Source organism: Nitrosococcus halophilus Nc 4, from assembly GCF_000024725.1.
In the GTDB taxonomy this organism is placed as follows: Bacteria; Pseudomonadota; Gammaproteobacteria; order Nitrosococcales; family Nitrosococcaceae; genus Nitrosococcus; species Nitrosococcus halophilus.
In genome coordinates, this window is record NC_013960.1 from 2,717,686 (window position 1) to 2,736,391 (window position 18,706).

The 18,706-nt window shown below is 51.4% G+C and carries 24 protein-coding genes and 1 tRNA gene; 16 read left to right on the top strand and 9 right to left on the bottom strand.

Features of this window, described 5'->3' with window-relative positions; genetic code table 11:
* The 10 genes from wrbA to NHAL_RS22500 all read left to right on the top strand — a co-directional run bounded on the left by wrbA (position 1) and on the right by NHAL_RS22500 (position 6,377).
* Positions 1 to 597, top strand: a complete 597-nt coding sequence (wrbA, locus tag NHAL_RS12825; protein ID WP_013033581.1) for an NAD(P)H:quinone oxidoreductase — start codon at positions 1 to 3, stop codon at positions 595 to 597.
* A gap of 87 nt (positions 598 to 684) precedes the next feature.
* Entirely contained in the window at positions 685 to 1,494 is an 810-nt protein-coding gene (locus NHAL_RS12830) for a biotin--[acetyl-CoA-carboxylase] ligase (protein WP_041355720.1), read from the top strand.
* Entirely contained in the window at positions 1,491 to 2,291 is an 801-nt protein-coding gene (locus tag NHAL_RS12835; protein WP_013033583.1) for a type III pantothenate kinase, read from the top strand. The genes NHAL_RS12830 and NHAL_RS12835 overlap by 4 nt, the downstream gene beginning before the upstream one ends.
* 66 nt (positions 2,292 to 2,357) lie before the next feature.
* Positions 2,358 to 2,429, top strand: a tRNA-Thr gene (locus NHAL_RS12840).
* Between the two features lie 47 nt (positions 2,430 to 2,476).
* Positions 2,477 to 3,589, top strand: coding sequence for an AI-2E family transporter (locus NHAL_RS12845; protein WP_013033584.1), 1,113 nt, complete (start codon positions 2,477 to 2,479; stop codon positions 3,587 to 3,589).
* A 132-nt stretch (positions 3,590 to 3,721) separates the two neighbouring features.
* Positions 3,722 to 4,534, top strand: coding sequence for a sulfurtransferase (locus NHAL_RS12850; RefSeq protein ID WP_013033585.1), 813 nt, complete (start codon positions 3,722 to 3,724; stop codon positions 4,532 to 4,534).
* Positions 4,535 to 4,542: 8 nt separating this feature from the next.
* Positions 4,543 to 5,355, top strand: a complete 813-nt coding sequence (gene cpdA / locus NHAL_RS12855; protein WP_013033586.1) for a 3',5'-cyclic-AMP phosphodiesterase — start codon at positions 4,543 to 4,545, stop codon at positions 5,353 to 5,355.
* 106 nt (positions 5,356 to 5,461) lie between these two features.
* On the top strand, positions 5,462 to 5,875 hold the full coding sequence (locus NHAL_RS12860; RefSeq protein ID WP_013033587.1) for an NUDIX domain-containing protein: 414 nt from the start codon (positions 5,462 to 5,464) through the stop codon (positions 5,873 to 5,875).
* Positions 5,876 to 5,927: 52 nt separating this feature from the next.
* Positions 5,928 to 6,173, top strand: coding sequence for a DUF1244 domain-containing protein (locus tag NHAL_RS12865; RefSeq protein WP_013033588.1), 246 nt, complete (start codon positions 5,928 to 5,930; stop codon positions 6,171 to 6,173).
* Between the two features lie 12 nt (positions 6,174 to 6,185).
* Complete coding sequence (locus NHAL_RS22500; protein WP_013033589.1) at positions 6,186 to 6,377, top strand: DUF6969 family protein; 192 nt, start codon at positions 6,186 to 6,188, stop codon at positions 6,375 to 6,377.
* Positions 6,378 to 6,437: 60 nt separating this feature from the next.
* Here the strand turns inward: NHAL_RS22500 and NHAL_RS12875 are convergent, their stop codons facing one another.
* The gene (locus tag NHAL_RS12875) at positions 6,438 to 7,181 is read right to left on the bottom strand and encodes a PP2C family protein-serine/threonine phosphatase (RefSeq protein WP_013033590.1); all 744 of its coding nucleotides are present in this window, start codon (positions 7,179 to 7,181) and stop codon (positions 6,438 to 6,440) included.
* Between the two features lie 249 nt (positions 7,182 to 7,430).
* Here NHAL_RS12875 and NHAL_RS12880 point away from each other — a divergent pair, with 249 nt between their 5' ends.
* From NHAL_RS12880 to NHAL_RS12890, 3 genes are all read left to right on the top strand, one after another.
* Positions 7,431 to 7,769 (top strand): hypothetical protein, encoded by a 339-nt coding sequence (locus tag NHAL_RS12880; protein ID WP_238985354.1) that lies wholly within the window; start codon positions 7,431 to 7,433, stop codon positions 7,767 to 7,769.
* Positions 7,770 to 8,025: 256 nt separating this feature from the next.
* Positions 8,026 to 8,790 (top strand): flagellar motor protein PomA, encoded by a 765-nt coding sequence (gene pomA, locus NHAL_RS12885; RefSeq protein ID WP_013033592.1) that lies wholly within the window; start codon positions 8,026 to 8,028, stop codon positions 8,788 to 8,790.
* A 16-nt stretch (positions 8,791 to 8,806) separates the two neighbouring features.
* The gene (locus NHAL_RS12890) at positions 8,807 to 9,655 is read left to right on the top strand and encodes a flagellar motor protein MotB (protein ID WP_013033593.1); all 849 of its coding nucleotides are present in this window, start codon (positions 8,807 to 8,809) and stop codon (positions 9,653 to 9,655) included.
* 1 nt (position 9,656) lies between these two features.
* Here NHAL_RS12890 and yqeC read toward each other — a convergent pair whose 3' ends face one another.
* Together yqeC and NHAL_RS12900 are read right to left on the bottom strand one after the other, a co-directional pair.
* Positions 9,657 to 10,427, bottom strand: coding sequence for a selenium cofactor biosynthesis protein YqeC (gene yqeC / locus NHAL_RS12895; RefSeq protein ID WP_013033594.1), 771 nt, complete (start codon positions 10,425 to 10,427; stop codon positions 9,657 to 9,659).
* On the bottom strand, positions 10,424 to 11,524 hold the full coding sequence (locus NHAL_RS12900) for a WD40/YVTN/BNR-like repeat-containing protein (RefSeq protein ID WP_013033595.1): 1,101 nt from the start codon (positions 11,522 to 11,524) through the stop codon (positions 10,424 to 10,426). The genes yqeC and NHAL_RS12900 overlap by 4 nt, the downstream gene beginning before the upstream one ends.
* 110 nt (positions 11,525 to 11,634) lie before the next feature.
* Here NHAL_RS12900 and NHAL_RS12905 point away from each other — a divergent pair, with 110 nt between their 5' ends.
* A complete protein-coding gene (locus tag NHAL_RS12905; protein WP_013033596.1) occupies positions 11,635 to 11,871 on the top strand; it encodes a CDGSH iron-sulfur domain-containing protein in 237 nt (78 codons plus the stop codon).
* 45 nt (positions 11,872 to 11,916) lie between these two features.
* The gene (locus tag NHAL_RS12910; RefSeq protein WP_013033597.1) at positions 11,917 to 12,108 is read left to right on the top strand and encodes a hypothetical protein; all 192 of its coding nucleotides are present in this window, start codon (positions 11,917 to 11,919) and stop codon (positions 12,106 to 12,108) included.
* 90 nt (positions 12,109 to 12,198) lie between these two features.
* On the opposite strand, the gene NHAL_RS12915 is transcribed toward NHAL_RS12910, so the two are convergent.
* From NHAL_RS12915 to glcF, 6 genes are all read right to left on the bottom strand, one after another.
* The gene (locus tag NHAL_RS12915) at positions 12,199 to 12,990 is read right to left on the bottom strand and encodes a ferredoxin--NADP reductase (RefSeq protein ID WP_013033598.1); all 792 of its coding nucleotides are present in this window, start codon (positions 12,988 to 12,990) and stop codon (positions 12,199 to 12,201) included.
* A gap of 149 nt (positions 12,991 to 13,139) precedes the next feature.
* Complete coding sequence (locus NHAL_RS12920) at positions 13,140 to 13,421, bottom strand: DUF427 domain-containing protein (protein ID WP_013033599.1); 282 nt, start codon at positions 13,419 to 13,421, stop codon at positions 13,140 to 13,142.
* Between the two features lie 32 nt (positions 13,422 to 13,453).
* A complete protein-coding gene (locus NHAL_RS12925) occupies positions 13,454 to 14,449 on the bottom strand; it encodes a FecCD family ABC transporter permease (RefSeq protein WP_013033600.1) in 996 nt (331 codons plus the stop codon).
* Between the two features lie 3 nt (positions 14,450 to 14,452).
* A complete protein-coding gene (locus tag NHAL_RS12930) occupies positions 14,453 to 15,232 on the bottom strand; it encodes an ABC transporter ATP-binding protein (protein WP_013033601.1) in 780 nt (259 codons plus the stop codon).
* Entirely contained in the window at positions 15,229 to 16,149 is a 921-nt protein-coding gene (locus NHAL_RS12935; RefSeq protein ID WP_013033602.1) for an ABC transporter substrate-binding protein, read from the bottom strand. Before NHAL_RS12935 ends, NHAL_RS12930 begins: the two co-directional genes overlap by 4 nt.
* 15 nt (positions 16,150 to 16,164) lie before the next feature.
* A complete protein-coding gene (glcF, locus tag NHAL_RS12940; RefSeq protein ID WP_013033603.1) occupies positions 16,165 to 17,382 on the bottom strand; it encodes a glycolate oxidase subunit GlcF in 1,218 nt (405 codons plus the stop codon).
* Positions 17,383 to 17,497: 115 nt separating this feature from the next.
* Here glcF and NHAL_RS12945 point away from each other — a divergent pair, with 115 nt between their 5' ends.
* Positions 17,498 to 18,694, top strand: a complete 1,197-nt coding sequence (locus tag NHAL_RS12945) for a trans-sulfuration enzyme family protein (protein ID WP_013033604.1) — start codon at positions 17,498 to 17,500, stop codon at positions 18,692 to 18,694.
* Positions 18,695 to 18,706: the final 12 nt, after the last annotated feature.

The following is an 18,706-nucleotide window of genomic DNA, read 5'->3' on the forward strand; positions in this document are numbered from 1 at the left end:
ATGCCAGAAATTCTTATCCTTTATTACAGCCGCTATGGCAATGTGGCTGCAATGGCCGAACGGGTGGCTCGGGGCGTGGAGGAAGTTGAGGGTATGGAGCCGCGATTGCGAACGGTGCCGGCGGTCTCTACCGTCTGTGAGGCGGTGGAAGATACGATACCCTCGAGCGGTCACCCTTATGCGACTCTAGATGACTTACGCGAGTGTGCAGGGTTGGTTTTAGGGAGCCCAACCCGCTTTGGGAATATGGCGGCTCCTCTTAAATATTTTCTCGACAGTACGAGTTCGTTATGGCTTTCAGGTGCTTTGGCGGGCAAGCCTGCTGCCGTCTTTACCTCAACTTCTAGTTTTCATGGTGGACAAGAGTCCACCTTGTTATCCATGATGATTCCTTTGCTTCATCACGGCATGGTGTTATTAGGACTGCCCTATACCGAGCCAGCGTTGATGAACACTAAGGAGGGGGGCACGCCCTATGGTGCTAGCCATGTTGCCGGTGCAGATAATGAGTTGCCGTTGAGTGAGAACGAGGCTATTTTATGTCGAGCGTTGGGGCGGCGGCTAGCGGAAACAGCGACCGCATTGGCGCTAACCTAGTGAAGGGGTGACCGTGTATTTTAGCCTGGGTGTAGGCGATGTCAAAATGTGCTCTGTGCTTTACTGCTAACTAGTCAAGGAAATCTTTTGCAGACGGATATTATCCCTCTTAAACCGAAACTCATCTGGGCAGCCATGGAGGAGGATAGCCTAAAATGGTTGTCCCGGTTAGAGATTCATACAGAATTGGATTCGACTAATCGTTATCTGCTAGCTCGAGCGAAAGCGGGCACTCATAGGGGGGTGATCTGTTTGGCCGAGACCCAATCAGCGGGCAAAGGACGACATGAACGTCCCTGGATATCGCCTCTAAGTGGTAATATTTATCTTTCGTTGCTATGGCACTTTTTTAAAGGCCCGCGGTTTTTATCCGGTTTGAGTGTGGCTGCGGGTGTGGCTGTGTTGCGTGCTTTGCAAAATCAAGGCGTCACTAATGCTGGCCTTAAATGGCCTAATGATGTGGTCTGGGATGATCGGAAATTGGGTGGTATTCTGGTGGAGTTGTTGCCCAAGGGGGAGATCACAGGTGCAGTGATAGGGGTAGGTATCAATGTGGACATGCCTGTTTCCTATCGAGAGCGGTTAGATCAACCTTGTGCAGATTTACGGGAAGCCACTCGAGACCAACCTATAGATCGTAACCAACTGGCCGGGCGCCTGATCCATCATCTCTTGTTAGTGATGCATAATTTCGAGAGCCAGGGGCTAGGTGATTGTCTCGATGACTGGCGTAAATGGGACGCGTGTTATCAACGTGAGGTCTATTTATACATGGACAATAGGGTGATCAGCGGTACCGCATGGGGTATTGATGAGAAGGGGGCGTTACTATTGCAGGGAGAAGAGGGGATGTCATGCTACCTCTGTGGTGAAGTGAGCTTGAGGCCAGTCAAGTGATTTTATTGGTGGATATTGGTAATAGCCGAATTAAGTGGGCTCGGCTAGATGGCGGTAAGCCTGCTGATGTTAAGGCTATGGTGCGGGGTAAAACCGGTATCAAGCGGGTTCTTACCAAAGCTTGGAAAGATCTGGAGGGTGTCAGTCGGGTTGTTGTCGCCAATGCTGGAGGACCAAAAGTTGCGGAACAACTGCAAGAATGGTCGCAAAAGCACTGGCAAATAGTGCCTGAATTTTTGACCTCCCGTAGCAATGGTTATGGGATACGCAATGCCTATTCAAAGCCTGAGACCTTGGGAATAGACCGTTGGTTAGAGCTAGTGGCTGTGCGTCAGCGTTATCGGGGCAGCGCTCATAAGGGAGCCATATATATTGTTGATTGTGGCACCGCAATTACTATTGATGTGCTTGCTACTGATGGTAAGCATCTAGGCGGGTTGATTGTCCCCGGTCTGACCATGATGCCTAAATTGCTGGCAGATAATACCGCAGGGATCGATGAAACTGCCGAAACATGGGAGTACTCGCTCCTTGCCAGTACGACCAGTGCTGCGGTGAATGGAGGCGCCTTGTATGCGGCTATTGCCTTTATCGACCGAGTGAGCGCCGATGTGGCAGCCGAAGTGAGAGGGGATCTCAAGCGGGTTATCACCGGCGGGGATGCTCCTCGGATGTTGCCATTATTGCGGGATAAGTATGAGCACCTTCCAGATCTTGTGTTATGGGGCCTTGCGCGAGTGGCTAGGGATACCTCGAAAGTAAGGCGGGAAGCAGATGTTGATTGCGCAGCTCAGTAAGTTTTTTTAAAATGGTACCCTATTTTACCTTCCTTTGAACTAACCAACGCCTCTTTAGTAATCATAGCCGGGTTAGCACAGTGGTAGTGCAGCGGTTTTGTAAACCGAAGGTCGGGGGTTCAAATCCCTCACCCGGCACCGGTACTGCCCTATTCTTGATCTTTATATAATTTTTTATTTTTGATATGCGCCTTGTTCGTGACTGGTTTCAGCGTCACTTTGCCGATCCTCAAGTAGCGGGTCTGGCTATTTTGCTTGTTGTCGGTTTTGTCACTGTGGTCCTGATGGGACGCATGCTGGCGCCGGTGCTTGCTAGCCTGGTGATCGCCTACCTGCTGGAGGGGATTGTGGGGTATATGGAGCGGTGGCGCTGTCCTCGCTGGTTGGCGGTGACCCTGGTATTTGTTACCTTCATGGCCGCTTTGTTTTCCGTAATATTCGGTTTGCTCCCCTTGCTTTCACAGCAGCTAACCCAGTTTTTCCAACAGCTACCGACGATGATAGCCCGGGGGCAGGAGCTTTTGCTAAGTTTGCCGGAACATTATCCAAATCTGTTTTCCGAAGAACAGGTTTATGATCTGATGAGCGCCATTCGCTCCGAACTCGCCCAATTAGGCCAAAAAGTCCTTTCTTTGTCCTTAGCTTCAGTGATGGGCATAATGACTCTTGGCGTGTATCTCGTCATTATGCCACTACTGGTCTTTTTCTTCCTCAAGGACAAGGTTCGACTTATCGGTTGGTTCAAGCAATATCTCCCACGGGAGCGGAAACTAGCGGCCCAAGTTTGGCATGACGTGGATTTTCAGATCGGAAATTATGTTCGTGGTAAATTTCTTGAGATCCTGATTGTCTGGATGGTGAGTTTCATTACCTTCTCCCTCATGGGTTTGCAGTTTTCTATGCTGTTGAGTGTATTGGTGGGGTTGTCAGTGATTATTCCTTATATCGGCGCAGTAACCGCCACCATGCCAATAGCTTTCGTCGCTTATTTCCAGTGGGGGTTTAGCGCTGAGTTTGCTTACCTGCTCGGTGCCTATGCAATTATTCAAGCCTTAGATGGCAATGTCTTAGTGCCCTTGCTGTTTGCTGAGGTGGTGGATTTGCATCCGGTGGCAATTATTGTGGCTATCTTGGTTTTTGGAGGATTTTGGGGTTTCTGGGGAATTTTCTTTGCGATTCCGCTGGCTACTCTTGTCCAGGCAGTGCTCAAGGCCTGGCCCGACCTTCCACCTTCAGAGGAACCCGCTCCCCTAGCAGTTGATTGTCCAGGGAAGTCTTCTTCCGAGAAGATGATCTAGGTTCTTCCTCGCTTTGAAGAGTAATCTCCTAGAGGTTTCTTCCCCTGATATTGGGGAGATAGAGTGGGTTGGGTATCCAGAAAGGGCTCTATAATGGGATTCAATCGATTGAATAGGTTCCTGGAGGTATAGATGGCAATGTTCCCCCTGCTTTTGCAGCCTGATGAGTTAGAAGGGCGGTTAGATGACCGAAACTTGCTGATAATTGACCTTTGCAGTGAAGAGTCTTATCTCTCGCGCCACGTCCCTGGTGCGGTGCATCTGGATTATGCCCATATTGTAACAGCCCGTCCTCCAGTAATGGGGCTTTTGCCTGATGAGCACCGTTTAAGTCGAGTGCTCTCCCACCTGGGGTTTACTCCAGAGAGCCATGTCATCGCTTATGATGGGGAGGGAAATGGCCGTGCTTCTCGTTTACTTTGGACCCTAGAGGAGTTGGGGCATGAGCGATTTTCTCTGCTTGATGGAGGTTTAAAGGCATGGCTAATCGAAGGACACCCGTTCAAGGAGGGGCGGGAAAGTCGGCCGTCCAGCCATTTTCATGGGCATTACCAAGGTAATAGGGTAGCGGACAAGGAATACCTTTTGGCCCATTTATTGGATCCTGATGTGGTGATCCTGGATGCCCGTTCTCCGGCGGAATACCATGGTGAATATATCCGTGCCCAGCGTGGTGGTCATATTCCAGGAGCGGTGAATTTTGAATGGACGCGGGCCATTGCTCAGGAGCGTAATTTGCGTTTTAAGCCGATAAATGAATTGCGGTCGAGTTTGGAAGCCCTAGGCGTTACCCCTGATAAGGAAGTTATTTGCCACTGCCAGACTCATCATCGCTCGGCCCACACCTGCATGGTGTTGAAATATCTCGGGTACCCCCGAGTCAAAGGTTACCCGGGTTCCTGGTCAGAGTGGGGTAATGATCCGGATACTCCCATCGAGGTGTAGAGCAAGCAATGGTCGCTCCAAGGGATCGGGAGGTCACGGATAACCCTAGCGAGTTTGTCAGGGTGGTGCAGCTCACGGATTCCCATTTGCTGGCTGATCCGGGTGCACTATTATGGAACAATTTAAATACCCGCAGCTCGATGGTTGCTGTTTTTGAGCATATTCAACAACAGCGTCATCCAGGGGATCTGGTGGTGATTAGCGGCGATATTGCGGAAAAGGCCGAACCAGAAGCTTATCAATGGCTGTTGGAATATTGCCAAGACTTAGGGTTGCCCGTGTATTGCCTTCCTGGGAATCATGACGATCCGATGCTTATGGGAGAAATCCTAAATTATGCTAACGTTAGCACTAAGCCCTTAATCACGCTCAAAAATTGGCAACTTATTCTCCTCAATTCTATAGTGCCTCGTCAGCCTAATGGGCACTTGGACAGGGGGCAATTGGATTTTCTTAACCGCAGCCTAGCGAGTCGTCCGGATTTGAATACGCTGGTTTTCCTTCACCATCCCCCGGTAGCTATAGGCAGTTCCTGGATGGATGCCATGGGATTGGATAATGCGGTGGATTTTTTTGCCTTGTTGGACCAGTATCCCCAGGTGCAGGGTATCGTTTGGGGCCATATCCATCAGGAGTTTCATACTGAGCGCCGGGGGGTCCAATTATTAGGCAGCCCGTCTACCTGTGTCCAATTCGTCCCTGGTAGTGAGCATTTTCAGCTGGCCCAGCTGGGGCCAGGCTATCGCCAGCTAGTTTTGTCCCCTAACGGCCAAATTGAGACTCAGGCTTATTATGTGGATGTGGAGCACTTTATTGGATAAGCCAAGTCGCTACCGTTGCGATTGGATCCCGGATTTTTCTTAATCGAGCGCAGACAGTAAACTTGGATATTGACTCAAAGCAAGTGGAGAGAGGTCCTGCGGAGGGATGTCTGAGACCACATATTTCGTAGTGGCAGTGGCCGTGTTCCTGTTCCGAGGTAACCGTTTTCTAGCGCTGCGTCGTAGTACTTCCAAAGCCGTAGCCCCTGGGGAGTGGGAAGCAATTTCTGGCAAAGTGGAGGGGGGTGAGCTACCCCAGGAAGCTGCCCAGCGGGAAACCTATGAGGAATCAGGAATGACGGTGGCTTTGGATAATCGGCCCGTTACTGCCTATCAGGCTGATTATGGAGGGGACCCGATGATAGTATTGGTCTATCGTGGAAAAGGGTTGGATGGGGAACTCCGTCTTTCTAGTGAGCATCAAGCTAAGGCTTGGGTAACCGAGGATGAATTTGCTCAGTTATGCTCCTATGGGGAGCTTGTGGATGCAGCCCGGCAGGCAGTTAAGCTGCCTTGGTAAGATCTGAAGTTGGGTGCATGGGCGGTATGGAAATGCTTGAGGAGAGAACAGGATGGATGAAAATAGCCGGTTAGAAGTTGAGGCGGCTGTATTTCGCCGCTTAGTGAAGCATTTTCAAGAACATACCGAGGTTCAGAATATCGATGTGATGAATTTGGCTGGTTTTTGCCGAAATTGCCTTGCAAAGTGGTATCAAGCGGCTGTCGAGGAGCAGGGTGGGCAGCTATCTTATGATGAAGCGAGGGAAATTATCTACGGCATGCCTTACGAGGAATGGAAGGCGAAGTATCAAAAATAGCTCATTCTGGCCATGATCCGGCTGTTCAGGCCCCAGATCGAGCAACTATTGCGCCATCGCGATGAGATAATTAACAAGGCTCACATCGAAAGGCCCGATGACGATGTGCTTGAAGATCGTGACCTGGAGATCACCGGTTATTTACCGATCAATGTGGATTGCTGGCTCGAAACGTTACGTGCTCAGTTGGCGAGACTAATATGATAAGTCTTTTTCACTCTGGCTGAGTATTTTAGTCGGTTCAGGGGGCTACCTAAGTCTATTTTATCTGATTTCTATCGCTATCAGGGTAATATCGTCATGTGCCATAGACCCGCCCGTATGCCGACGGACGGCGGTGAGAACGGCTTGTTTCAGTTGGGGTAAATTCTCATCGCCAACCTGTCCTAATATGGCCTGCAGTCGCTCCTCACCAAAGGGTTGGCCGTCCGTGCCCGGGGCTTCAATGAGGCCATCAGTATACAGAAGCAGGCGATCACCTGAGGCAAGTAGGAGCTGCTCCTGGTCATAGGGTATGCCGTCCATCACGCCCAAGGGTAAGTTGGCTGGTTCCGGACGTGGCTTTAGTCTTACGGGTCGCCACGTCTTATCTTCTCGCCGTCGAAGCAATAGCGGTGGATGTCCAGCATAGGAAATATAGAGGTTGGTGTCGGCGAGATAGAAGCTGGCAATCGCCGCTGTCGTCATCGCCTTAAGCCCACATTCGGTGACCACCCGCTGATTCAGCTCGACAAGGAGACTGTTACTATCGAGACTATCCATCCGCTTTGCCAGCCCCTCGTAAAGCCACCGGCTTATGCGACTGACGGCTTCGCCATGTCCAACCACATCGGCTACAACGATACGGGTAAGGATATCGGCTCCACAGACGCTGAAGTAATAGATGTCGCCGCCCTGGTCTCCATCAGCTGCGCTTGAGTAGAGACTGGCGGTCAGCGCATTGGTGCATAAATCCTGGTCCGCAGCTTGGATTCCGCCCCAGATCTCCGCACAATGAATGCGATGCATATTTATCTCCTTGCTAGCTAGGTCCTGATTGAGGCCTAGCTTATTTAAAATGAGCCTTGCCTCTACTGCCAAATTATTTTTTGTCTACGTGCCATGGGGCACGTTACAGTGGCATAGCCTGTGATCAGCGGACTCTGTTATACCCCAGAGTGATGAAACCTTATGTCATTGGATACTTAATGGATTATAATGACTGTCCCGGGGGCACTCACATTCACTAATATAAGAAGCTGATAATTGAGGAGAATAATGATGCCTAAGAAACATAAACTTTCTTCCTTGTCTGTAGCAGTGGGGACTGTATTTACGGCTGGGATGCTGACGAGTGGGGCTGCCAGCGCTGAAAGCAACCCTTTTGGTTACGCTGACTTATCAAGTGGTTATATGGTTGCCGCTGGAGAGGGCGCAAAAGGCGAGGGTGAAGGGAGTTGCGGCGGCAAGAGGAAGGCTGAAGGTGAAGGAAACTGCGGCGGTAAAAAGAAGGCTGAAGGCGAAGGAAGTTGTGGCGGCAAGAAAGAACAGGGCCAAGGGCGCAAGCAGGGACAAGAAGGCAAATGCGGCGAAGGCAAATGTGGGGGGAATATGTAAAGTAGCTCAGGTAGTGGTTGTGCTACCTATCCGGCGAGTCAATGCGGTAACTAAAAACGGGCCCCTTGGAGGGCCCGTTTTCATATTCGCCTTCTAGCTCCATCCAGGGGACGGTTCCAACCGCTTATTTTATTCCCAGGAAATCTTAATTGACTGAGACAGAATTAAAATTTTCCCAATCTTGACCGATAGACCTCGTGAGTCGTGGGGCATTTTCTCACTGCGCTAGCTTAAATGATGATGGAGGTATATCGGCGTGGATTTGGCCACCCTGATTGGCTTAATTAGTAGCTTTGGGGTTGTGGCTGGGGCCATTTTATTAGGCTCTAGCGTGCTCGTTTTTTTCAATCCACCTTCTATTTTAATCGTCTTAGGGGGAACCATAGCCGTAGTGCTCATGAAGTTCTCCCTTAGCCAGTTTTTAGGTTCCTTCAAGGTGGCCATGAAGGCTTTTGTGTATAAGGCCGAGAAGCCGGAAGAAATTATTAAACAGGCCTTAGAGATGGCGAATACAGCCCGAAAGGATGGGTTGTTAGCGTTAGAAAGTTGGGACATCAAGAATGAATTCATGAAAAAAGGGGTAACCTTGCTAGTGGACGGTCACGAACCCGAAATGGTGCGCCGGGTGTTGATGACTGAGCTGCGGCAGACCCTAGAACGCCATGATCTGGGGCAAAAAATCTTTAGGGCCATCGGCGATGTGGCACCCGCTATGGGGATGATTGGCACTTTGATTGGTCTCGTACAGATGCTTTCTTCTATGGATGACCCGAAAAAAATTGGCCCGGCTATGGCCGTTGCCCTGCTGACCACGCTCTATGGTGCCATGATTGCCAATATGGTGGCACTGCCGTTTGCCGACAAACTCGCCCTGCGCAGTAATGAAGAACGGCTTAACCGCTTCATAATCATCGAAAGCATCCTGTCGATTCAACAGGGCCACAACCCGCGGGTATTGGAAGAGCTGTTGCTAACCTTTATGCCAGGTTCTAAGCGCCATAATAATAATGGAGAAAAGTAAGGGGTGAGCAGCGAAGATGGAACAGGACTTGTTTGCGGCCGAGAACGAACCGCAGGAGGAAAAATCAGGTGCTCCAGCATGGGTCATTACGTTGGCCGATCTCATGTCCCTGTTAATGAGTTTTTTTGTGCTGCTTTTGTCCTTCTCAGAGTTGGATTTGCAAAAATACAAACAAGTCGCTGGCTCCATGAAGTTTGCCTTTGGGGTGCAGCGGGAGATTAAAGTTAAGGAACCCCCCAAGGGTACGAGTATTATTGCCCAGGAATTCAGCCCAGGCCGTCCTCGTCCCACCCCCTGGGATGAGATTCGCCAGGATACTATTGATGAGACTAAACAAACCCTGGATTTTTCTGAGGCACGTATCCGGGATACGGAAGCAAAAGTGGCCGAGCTTCAAAACATGCTCCAGAATGAAATCGACCAGGGGTTGATTGTCTTAGAGAGAATAGGTGAGCAAATTATTATTCGTATTCAGGAGAAAGGCTCTTTTCCCTCGGGCAGTGCCTCCTTTAACCAGGACTTTAAGCCTGTTTTAGATAAACTCCGCACTGTCCTAAACAGAATTGAGGGTAAGATTGTGGTCGCGGGGCATACGGATGATTTGCCTATTCATACTTCTCGCTTTCGCTCTAATTGGGAATTATCTACAGCCCGAGCAGTTTCGGTGATTCACCATCTCTTTGCTACCGATGAAATTGCCCCCCAGCGTTTCGTCATTGAAGGCCATGCCGATACCCAGCCGCTAGCGCCCAATGATACTGCAGAGAACCGGGTCCACAATCGGCGCATAGAAATTACTATCATGCCAAGCACAAGCTCGGATAGTGGGCAGTTCTCGGTGAAGGAACTGATGGATAAGCCATGATTTAGTGCCGGCGGATCACCCCTATTAAGGGGTTAGGCAGGTTCATACAGGCCAGTACCACCCGGTCGAAGCGATCAGTAAGGGATAATGCTAGCTCTGCCACGGCTATTGCCTGATTTTCCCAGGCTGGCCCATCTATCATATTGATGAGAGGGACTATCTTAGCTCTGCCTACCCCTTTTAATCCCCCTTGGGGGCTCGCTAATAACCTGGCTAAATGGATTGGCTTCAGGATTTCGCCGGCTTTAATTCCGATGATGGCTTCAATATTTTCTACGCGGTGGGCAATTTTCTCCGATAAAGGTTGGCCGATAGCAAGTGCGGAAATCACTGGGATCACATGAGTCGCCTTTTCGGGGATCACCGGTTCCTGTGCTCCTGGTGCCTTGAGCCAACGACTACGGGCCCCATCGGCCTTGACTAGACTGACATCAAAGCCAGCTTGTCGGTGGATCATTTCGACTAAAGAAGGGGAGATACCGGCTAGACGACCTTTTTTTATGGAAGGTTGAGCGTAGGCAATCAGGCGGTGGGTTTGGGCTGCTGCGCTGACCAGGGTAAGGAGCAGCTTTTCGTCGGTAATGATTTGATAGGCAGAGACTTTATTAGGAAAAGGCGGAATATGGGCGGTTGAGGTAATTCCTATCCGACCGGGGTGGAGCATTGCTAAGCGATAAAGGGTGGTTTTTTTACCTCCCGCGCCCACCAAACAGACGATACCACGCCAGGCTTCCAAGGCATCTAACAATGAGTTGGGTTTGCTAATTATCATGTTTCCACTACTGCGGTTTTCACCGACAGTATACGGGGTAAGAAGCCTGCAATCAGTTCCCAATGCTCGCCGTTATCATGGCTCCCAAACAGGTGGCCGCTAGAGGTCCCGAAGTAAACCCCATTGGGGGAGAGACCGTCACAATCCATAGCCTCACGCAATACAGTGACATAGGCATGTTCTTGGGGAAGGCCATGGGTCAAGGGTTCCCAGTCGGCACCGCCATTACTGCTGCGGTAAACGCGGAGCTTGCCATCGACCGTGGTGCGTAAGTGGCTACTCTGTTCGGGGATGACATACACCATATCAGGATCTTGAGGATTCACCACGATAACATAGCCGAAATCACTAGGAAGTCCCTGGCTTATCTCAATCCAATGGTTTCCCCGATCATCGCTGCGGTAGGTTCCGTTGTAGCACTGTCGATAAAGGCGATCGGGTTGTTTGGGATGTAATACCATTCGATGCACATTATGGCCTACATCGGGATAGCGTTGAGGGAGGTTTTCGGCACGAACACCCCGATTAATGGGGATCCAGCTGGTACCGGCATCTTCGGAGCGAAAGACTCCGCCTGCTGAGACGGCACAATAGAGGCGGTGAGGGGTGCGGGGATCAATATAGATAGAGTGAACTGCAAATCCCCCCCGGGCGGGTTCCCAACGATCTCGGCTAGGATGTTCATTGAGACCCGGCAAGGGTGTCCAGTGGTGACCGTCGTCCTGGCTTATAAATAGTCCCGGGGGATCGATGCCGGCATAAAGCACCTTCTCCTGTGTGGGATGACCTGGAGCCAAGTACCAGATGGCTTTCAGACTTTGGGCATAAAGCCCTTGGCGATGGTGGGGAACGTGGGGGAGCACCTCCCAGCTATGGCCAGCATCGTGACTTCGATAAATATGGCAGCCCCAAATGGGGTGGTTAGCGGTTGCATAGGCATGCTGAGGCATTCTTGGATCCATCCAGGCATGTAGGATCTCATAGCCTGCAATAAGGGGTCCCTCAAGGTTCCAAGCATTGCGGTTTAGCTCCGTGCTAATACGAAAAAGGCCTTTTTGGGTGCCCACCAGAAGCACTAGCTGGTTAGGGCTGCTCATTGAACTAGTCTTATTCATGATGACTATGGATCTATCATCCTGAGTCCTTTACACTGGAGTGGATACCAAGATTCTCAATCTCATATTGCCGGAGCAACAGGAGAATTTCCATGGCAGAGCCTTTTATCGTCCAGAAAAAACCATTTGTTGTGACCCTTGATGCCGGTGATTATTGGTGGTGCGCCTGTGGGCAATCTAAAAACCAGCCTTTTTGTGATGGCTCTCATAAAGGGACTGGATTTACGCCGGTAAAGTTTAGTTTATCCGAACAGAAAAAGGTTGCTTTGTGCGGTTGTAAGCATACCGGCAACAAGCCCTATTGCGATGGTACCCACTCAAAGCTTTAAAGAAGTTAAGTTTTGAATTGTAGGAAATGGGGAGAATAAATCTAGATGGAAGCGGCGAGTACCTGGGAAGTGCTTTTGCTTGGCCTGGTAGCGATCTTGGTTATCCTGTGGTTTCGGCCCGGGATTAGGGGTGCGTTCCAGCATGGGGAGCAGGTAAAAGAGAAGGATTGGAAAGGGTTCCTGATCCCCATTGCGCTAGTCGCCCTATTTGTGATACTCCTGCTTGCTATTGCTTAGCTGGTACCTGGTAGGGTGGATGTGACTCCGCGGGTAGGCTTGCAAACCATTGCCGGCGCAACGATAAGCCTAAACTGCCCTCTAAAAATCTTACCAATATCTTTCTACGGAAATCTGCCCAGGGTCCCGCCGGCGGTTTTCCTTAAGACCCCGTTCCTTAAGGAGGGCCGTGGTGTCGCGGACCATATCTGGATTTCCGCAGAGCATCACCTGGGATGATTCCGCGTCGATGGTAAGTCCCGTGTATTGGGCCATAAGGCCATCGGCAATGGCGGTAGTAATGCGCCCGCGAATAGCCCCCTCATGATCTTCCCGGCTGACTAAGGGGACCATAGTAAATTGCTGGGGGTGCCGTTGGCGAAGGGTCTCAATGAGATCCTGATAGGCGAGTTCCTCCGCAGTGCGTACTGAATGGGCTAAGACAATACGAGAAAAGCGTTGCCAGGGTTCTTCGGTTTGGAGGATAGAGAGGAATGGCCCAATGGCCGTTCCCGTGGATAGCATCCAGAGGTTGTCGGTGGTTTGAATTTGCGAAAGGGTAAGAAAACCCGCGGCCTTACGGGAGACCCAAACAGCATCATTGGGTTCTAATTTAACAAGGCGATTCGAGAGTGGACCATCCGGAACCGTAATGGAGTAAAATTCCAGGTAGCTTTCCTGGGGGGAGTTCACAAAAGAATAGGAACGAGCTACAAATTCGTCATTGATAATCAAACCCAGGCGGCCGAATTGTCCTGCCTCGAAGGGCTCCACTGGAGCTTCCACTCGGAGTGAATAGAGCTGCTCAGTCCAGTGGTGATTAGCAATCACGCGCCCTTCAACCCACCTCCGGGGATCTATCGAGGCCTTTGTTTTTGGAGTTTCCGTCGTTGATGTAGCCATAATTTCTATTATTACCCGAAATGTTATCAAGTTCAATCTCTTGGCGCTTACTACCCCAAATTAGGAGTTTTAGGGGCCGCTTTCCAAGAGTGCCCTTTATCCGCCGCAACAAGGTTTGGGGCAGGGAACTACTGATTAACGTCTTTTGATTACTCGGTGATTTTTACGCCGCGCCAGAAAGCAACGTAATTTTTGATGGGGGCTGCTTTTTGCTTCGGTGCCGGATAATACCAGGCCGCATCGGCATGAGTTTGATCACCGACCACAATGTGGTAGTAGCTGGCTTCTCCCTTCCAGGGGCAAGTGGTGTGCATATCGCTGCTCCGAAAATACTCCTTGTGGATGGAATCGGGTGGAAAATAATGGTTACCCTCTACCACCTTAGTTTTATCGCTTTCGGCTAACACGGCGCCGTTCCAGATAGCTTTCATAGGGTGCCCTCACGATATATTCCTATGGGTTCTTAGACTAGCCTCTTTTCCGAGGCTCGCCTTAGTAGCAACCAGATAAAGAAAGGTCCGCCTAGGAGGGCGGTGATAACTCCCACGGGGATTTCTGCCGGGGCTATTAGGTTACGTGCTAGAGTATCGCATAAAGTGAGGAAACTTCCCCCAAAAAGCAAAGTGGCTGGGGTTAGAAAACGGTGATCAGCGCCTACAAGGAGGCGGCAGATATGGGGGACCATCATCCCCACAAACCCAATGGGGCCACAGGTGGCGACGATGCCTCCCACGGTCAGGGAAGTCACGAAAAACAGCAAGCTGCGTATTCTTCTGAGATTTAAGCCCCGGCTAACAGCGAGCAGTTCTCCGGTGGCTAAAAGATTTAATTCCTGGCTAAGCAATAAAATAACGAGAGCGCCGCCGGCGACAAAAGGTAGAATTTCAAACACGGTCTCCATGCCAGTAACCCCCAGATTTCCCATTAACCAGTGGAGGATATGGAAAGACTGGGCAAAATCACTCATGTACTGGATAAACAAAATAAGGCTGGAGAAAAAGAAGCTAATGGCCACGCCCGCAAGGAGCATGCTGGCCACAGAGAAACCCTGCCTTATCTGAGTTAAACCATAGACGAGCAGGATTGATCCTAGCGCACCGACGAATGCAGAGAGTGACAGGCCGGAGATACTCAGGAGGGCAAAGCTTAGGCCCGAGCGCACATAGAGGGCGGCGCCCAAGGCGGCTCCGCTGGCGACTCCTAGGGTAAAGGGGGTGGCCAGGGGATTGCGGAATAGGGCTTGAAAGGCCATCCCGCTGATAGCCAGGCCCGCTCCCGCGAGAAAGGCCGCCATCACTCGAGGCACCCGCAGATTCCAAAAAATTTCCGCTTCTATATTTCCCTCTAGGGGGGCAAAAATAGCTTCCATGGGGATGGGGTACATCCCTAAAAAAGGGGCGCCGCTGAGCACCCCCACAGCTAATAAAGACATCAGACCTAGGGTGATGGCAGGTCTCATCTCTCAGACCTCGGCCAGGGCAATAGGATGTCCTGTCCGGGGGTGACGGGTAAACAGGAAGCGCTGCCGGTAGATAGCTTCCAGGACCCGGTTATCCGCAAAAGCCTCGGGAGTGCCGGTAAAGGCCAGGGTCCCTTGCTTAAGGGCAATGATCTGGGTGCTGTAGGCGATAGCGGCATTGAGATCATGGGTAACGGTCAGGAGCGTGATTCCATGTTCCCGGTTGAGCCGCTCTAGCAGGCGCTGAATTTCTACTTGATGTTGGGGATCAAGGAATGCCATGGGTTCATCGAGGAGTAGGATGCTGGCTCCTTGAACGAGGCTGGCCGCAATGAGGACTTTTTGCCGTTCACCGGCGCTTAGGGTATCTAGGGGGCGATTGATAAAAGCGTGAGTCCCAGTGAGCACCAGCGCTTGGTCGGCAATTCGGTGGTCTTCAGGGCCCAAAAATGAAAAGGGGCTGAGGTGAGGGTAGCGGCCCATCAGCACAAACTCCTTCACCGTAAAAGGGAGACTTTGGCCATCGAGTTGCGGGACATAAGCCAGGGTTCGGGCCAATTCTTTTTGACTGTAGTCTCCGATCTTTCGAGCCAGAAGCTTGATGGTTCCCCTGCCGTGGAGGAGGCGGACCAGGCACTTGAGCAGGGTGGTTTTGCCTGCGCCATTGGGACCGACAATAGCCAGGCGTGCTCCTTGGGGCACGGTCAGTGAGATATCATGGAGAATGGTTTGCCCCTCCAGGAGCAGGGAGAGATTTTCGATTTCGATCACGGCCCTGGTCATGGCATCGTCCAGTTGACCTCGGGGTGAATGACCTGGGCCATTTTTTCTAGGGTCAGGATAAAGCGGGGTCCGGGGACCGTATCAAAGTCATCGGCAAAGAGATGGATGCGACCCGTTTTTACAGCGCTAACCATGGGGAGCCCAGCCCAGTCCTGGAGGAGGGTAGTGTCGTTCCAGCCCTTTTTTTGTACTTCTTGGTTGGATACCAGTTCAATAATCACTTCAGGGTTAAGGTGCATAATGCCCTCGGCGGAGAGGGGAGGAACCCGAATGAAATCTCCTTGATAGGCGTTTGTTCCCCCGGCGATGCGAATCATCTCGTCATAGGGATCTCCGGTCCCGGCGACAAAGATTTTCTTTAATGGACTCCCAATAGGGCGACCCATGACCACCAGGACCCGGGGGCGGGACAAACCGGCCATTTTGGCTTTTATCTCTTCCATCCGCGATCTAAGACTGGAAAGCAAGGCCTTTGCTTCCGCCTCTTTATCCGTTGCTGTCCCAATAATGCGGATGGAATCTAGGATATCCGTTAGCTTTTGGTGTTGGACTTGCAGGGTCGCCACCCCCAGTTGTTCCAACCTTGGTGTGAGTGTTTGATGGCCGGGAAAAGTAATCACCAAGTCCGGCCTGAGGGCCACCATGGCCTCCATATTAGGGTCTAGATAGCCGCCGACTTTCGGTTTTGCCAGGGCCTTTGGTGGATAGTCACAGTAACGGGTCACCCCCACTATTTGCGCTTCGAGCCCCAAAGCAAATAGGGTTTCCGTAATGCTAGGAGCAAGGGAGATGATGCGCTGATACTCCTGGGGTTGTTCCAGGGCGGGCTGGGCTTCTTTCCCTTCTCTCAGGTTAAAGCCGTAGTAGCCCGCAGTAAACACCAGAGTGAATAATACGAATAAGCCTATCTTCTTCATTTTAAAGAGGACAGCTCAGTGGGTAGGGTCAAAGAGGGTGATCCAGTGTTTGACGGGCAAGGAGGATTGAGTCTGAAGATGAGTTAGGCAACCGATGTTGGCGGTGGCAATGAGTTGTGGATGGCCATGTTCTAGTGCAGCAAGTTTATTTGCCAGTAAGCGCTGGGAAAGATCCCTTTGCAAAAGAGAATAAGTCCCCGCCGAGCCGCAGCAGAGGTGGGCATCAGGCACTTCAGTGAGTTCAAAGCCCGCCTCTCGCAGCAACCTTTCCACTAGACCATCCAACTGTTGGCCGTGTTGCAGGGTACAAGGCGATTGGAAGGCAATGCGACGGGGGACATGGGGGGAAGGGGTGAGTGCGGAGCGGTCTTCCTGGGCGAGAATTTCACCAATATCCCGGGTGATCTCAGCGATCCGGGCTGCTTTAGCGGCATAGGCCGGATCTTCGGCTAATAAGATTCCATATTCTTTGATCATGGCGCCGCAGCCGCTGGCAGTCACCACAATGGCCTCAGCACCCGCCTCTACCTGAGGCCACCAGGCATCAATATTTTGACGCATAAAATCTAAAGCCGATTGGGGCGCCGAGAGGTGGTGGGAAATAGCACCACAGCAACCCCCCTGGGGCGCCCGCACTAAGCTGATACCTAGCCGATCCAACACCCAGGCAGTACTGGCGTTGATTTCAGGTGCCAGTGCCGGTTGGACACATCCTTCCAAAATCAACATCTTGCGGGAATGACTTGCCGTTGGCCAGGATCTTGTTTTGGCCTGGGGGGGGATGCTGCGCTTTAGGGAGGAAGGCAAAAAAGGAGAAAATATTTGGCCCAATCGTAACAAAGGGGTAAAGCGTCGAGGGTAGGGTAATAGCATTCGTAATGCTGCTCGGGTTAGCTGCTCCCAAAGTGACCTGGAGACCTTGGTTTCCACGACCTCACGGCCAATATCCACCAAGCGCCCGTAACGGACTCCGGAAGGGCAAGTGGTCTCACAGGCGCGGCAGGTCAGGCAACGGTCCAAATGTTGCTGTGTTTTCCTACTGACTGCCTGTCCTTCAAGTGCTTGCTTTATCAGGTAGATGCGGCCCCTAGGACTATCCAACTCGTCCCCCAATAGTTGGTAGGTAGGACAGGTGGCAGTGCAGAAACCGCAATGCACGCAAGAGCGCAAAATAGCGTCGGCTTCCCGCCCTTGGGGCGTGTTTTTAATAAAATCTGCTAGGTGAGTTTGCACGTTATCAGTATCTTAACTGCTTTCCTGGTCTAAGTTTATAACTATTATCCCTGGGATAGGTGATGATTGAAAAGGGTGAGATTAGCGTGGAATACGGTCCGAGGAGAATGCGTTGATGAAAAAGAACCAAGTACCGGGTTTTAGCACCCGAGCTGTTCATGGCCTCGATGAAAAAATAGACCCGGCTTATGGCTCGATTGTTCCGCCTTTATACCTGAACACTGCCTTTCTTTTTGAGGATGCGGCTCAAGGAGCGAGGCGTTTTGCAGGAGAGGAGGGAGGATATATTTACACCCGGATGGGGAACCCTTCTGTGGATATGCTCGAAAAACGGCTTGCGCTCCTTGAAAATGGTGAGGCGGCAGCGGCTTTTGCTTCCGGTATGGGGGCTATTTCAAGTCTGTTGCTCCATTTGGTGCAGCCAGGTGAACATATTCTTTCAGTGCGTGAGGTCTATGGGGGCACCTATGGGCTTTTTGAAGATCATCTGAAGCCCAGGGGATACGACATTACCTATTTTGATCCTACTGCGCCGGATTTGGAAGCTGAACTAGATGCCAAGTGTACTCCCTATAGTCGGGTTGTCTATTTGGAAACACCTTCTAATCCTTCCCTGGTGTTGGTGGATTTGGAAGCTTGTAGTCGTTGGGCGCGCAAGCGGGGATTGGTCACCGTGGTTGATAACACCTTTTGTACTCCCTACTTGCAACGGCCACTGGATTTTGGAATTGATTGGGTCGTGTACAGCACTACCAAATACCTCAATGGTCACGGGGATTGTGTCGGGGGGGCTGTTGTGGGTGCCGAGCCCGCTATTCAGGCTCTACGCCAAGAGATGCAATGGCATTTTGGTAATATTCTTTCCCCCTTTAACGCCTGGTTGACCCTGCGCGGGTTGCAGACCCTTTCGCTGCGGATGGCCCGGCATTCGGAAACAGCGCTAGCAGTGGCCCGCTTTCTGGAAGAACATCCCAAGGTACAGCAAGTGCATTATCCTGGGCTTCCTTCCCACCCCCAGCATGCGCTCGCACAGAAACAGATGGCAGGCTTTAGCGGGATGGTCGCTTTTACTCTCCCTAGTCGAGAAGCAGGCCCCCGCTTGTTGAATCACTTAAGGTGGTGCTTATTGGCGGTCAGCTTGGGGCATGTGGCCACCCTGATTGAACACCCTGCATCCATGACCCATGCCAGTTACTCGGAGGAAGAATGCCGCGCGGCGGGATTGGATACGGCTCTGGTTCGTATCAGCGTGGGGTTAGAAGAAGCTCCAGACCTGATTGCAGATCTGGAGCAGGGATTGGAGAAGGTCTAGGGCAAGCCCCCA

Coding starts and splice junctions, on each gene's coding strand:
- wrbA (WP_013033581.1), top strand. CDS start 1: ATGCCAGAAATTCTTATCCTTTATTACAGCCGCTATGGCAATGTGGCT.
- NHAL_RS12845 (WP_013033584.1), top strand. CDS start 2,477: ATGCGCCTTGTTCGTGACTGGTTTCAGCGTCACTTTGCCGATCCTCAA.
- NHAL_RS12850 (WP_013033585.1), top strand. CDS start 3,722: ATGGCAATGTTCCCCCTGCTTTTGCAGCCTGATGAGTTAGAAGGGCGG.
- cpdA (WP_013033586.1), top strand. CDS start 4,543: ATGGTCGCTCCAAGGGATCGGGAGGTCACGGATAACCCTAGCGAGTTT.
- NHAL_RS12860 (WP_013033587.1), top strand. CDS start 5,462: ATGTCTGAGACCACATATTTCGTAGTGGCAGTGGCCGTGTTCCTGTTC.
- NHAL_RS12865 (WP_013033588.1), top strand. CDS start 5,928: ATGGATGAAAATAGCCGGTTAGAAGTTGAGGCGGCTGTATTTCGCCGC.
- NHAL_RS22500 (WP_013033589.1), top strand. CDS start 6,186: ATGATCCGGCTGTTCAGGCCCCAGATCGAGCAACTATTGCGCCATCGC.
- NHAL_RS12875 (WP_013033590.1), bottom strand. CDS start 7,181: ATGCATCGCATTCATTGTGCGGAGATCTGGGGCGGAATCCAAGCTGCG.
- NHAL_RS12880 (WP_238985354.1), top strand. CDS start 7,431: ATGATGCCTAAGAAACATAAACTTTCTTCCTTGTCTGTAGCAGTGGGG.
- NHAL_RS12890 (WP_013033593.1), top strand. CDS start 8,807: ATGGAACAGGACTTGTTTGCGGCCGAGAACGAACCGCAGGAGGAAAAA.
- yqeC (WP_013033594.1), bottom strand. CDS start 10,427: ATGATAATTAGCAAACCCAACTCATTGTTAGATGCCTTGGAAGCCTGG.
- NHAL_RS12900 (WP_013033595.1), bottom strand. CDS start 11,524: ATGAGCAGCCCTAACCAGCTAGTGCTTCTGGTGGGCACCCAAAAAGGC.
- NHAL_RS12905 (WP_013033596.1), top strand. CDS start 11,635: ATGGCAGAGCCTTTTATCGTCCAGAAAAAACCATTTGTTGTGACCCTT.
- NHAL_RS12910 (WP_013033597.1), top strand. CDS start 11,917: ATGGAAGCGGCGAGTACCTGGGAAGTGCTTTTGCTTGGCCTGGTAGCG.
- NHAL_RS12915 (WP_013033598.1), bottom strand. CDS start 12,990: ATGGCTACATCAACGACGGAAACTCCAAAAACAAAGGCCTCGATAGAT.
- NHAL_RS12920 (WP_013033599.1), bottom strand. CDS start 13,421: ATGAAAGCTATCTGGAACGGCGCCGTGTTAGCCGAAAGCGATAAAACT.
- NHAL_RS12925 (WP_013033600.1), bottom strand. CDS start 14,449: ATGAGACCTGCCATCACCCTAGGTCTGATGTCTTTATTAGCTGTGGGG.
- NHAL_RS12930 (WP_013033601.1), bottom strand. CDS start 15,232: ATGACCAGGGCCGTGATCGAAATCGAAAATCTCTCCCTGCTCCTGGAG.
- NHAL_RS12935 (WP_013033602.1), bottom strand. CDS start 16,149: ATGAAGAAGATAGGCTTATTCGTATTATTCACTCTGGTGTTTACTGCG.
- NHAL_RS12945 (WP_013033604.1), top strand. CDS start 17,498: ATGAAAAAGAACCAAGTACCGGGTTTTAGCACCCGAGCTGTTCATGGC.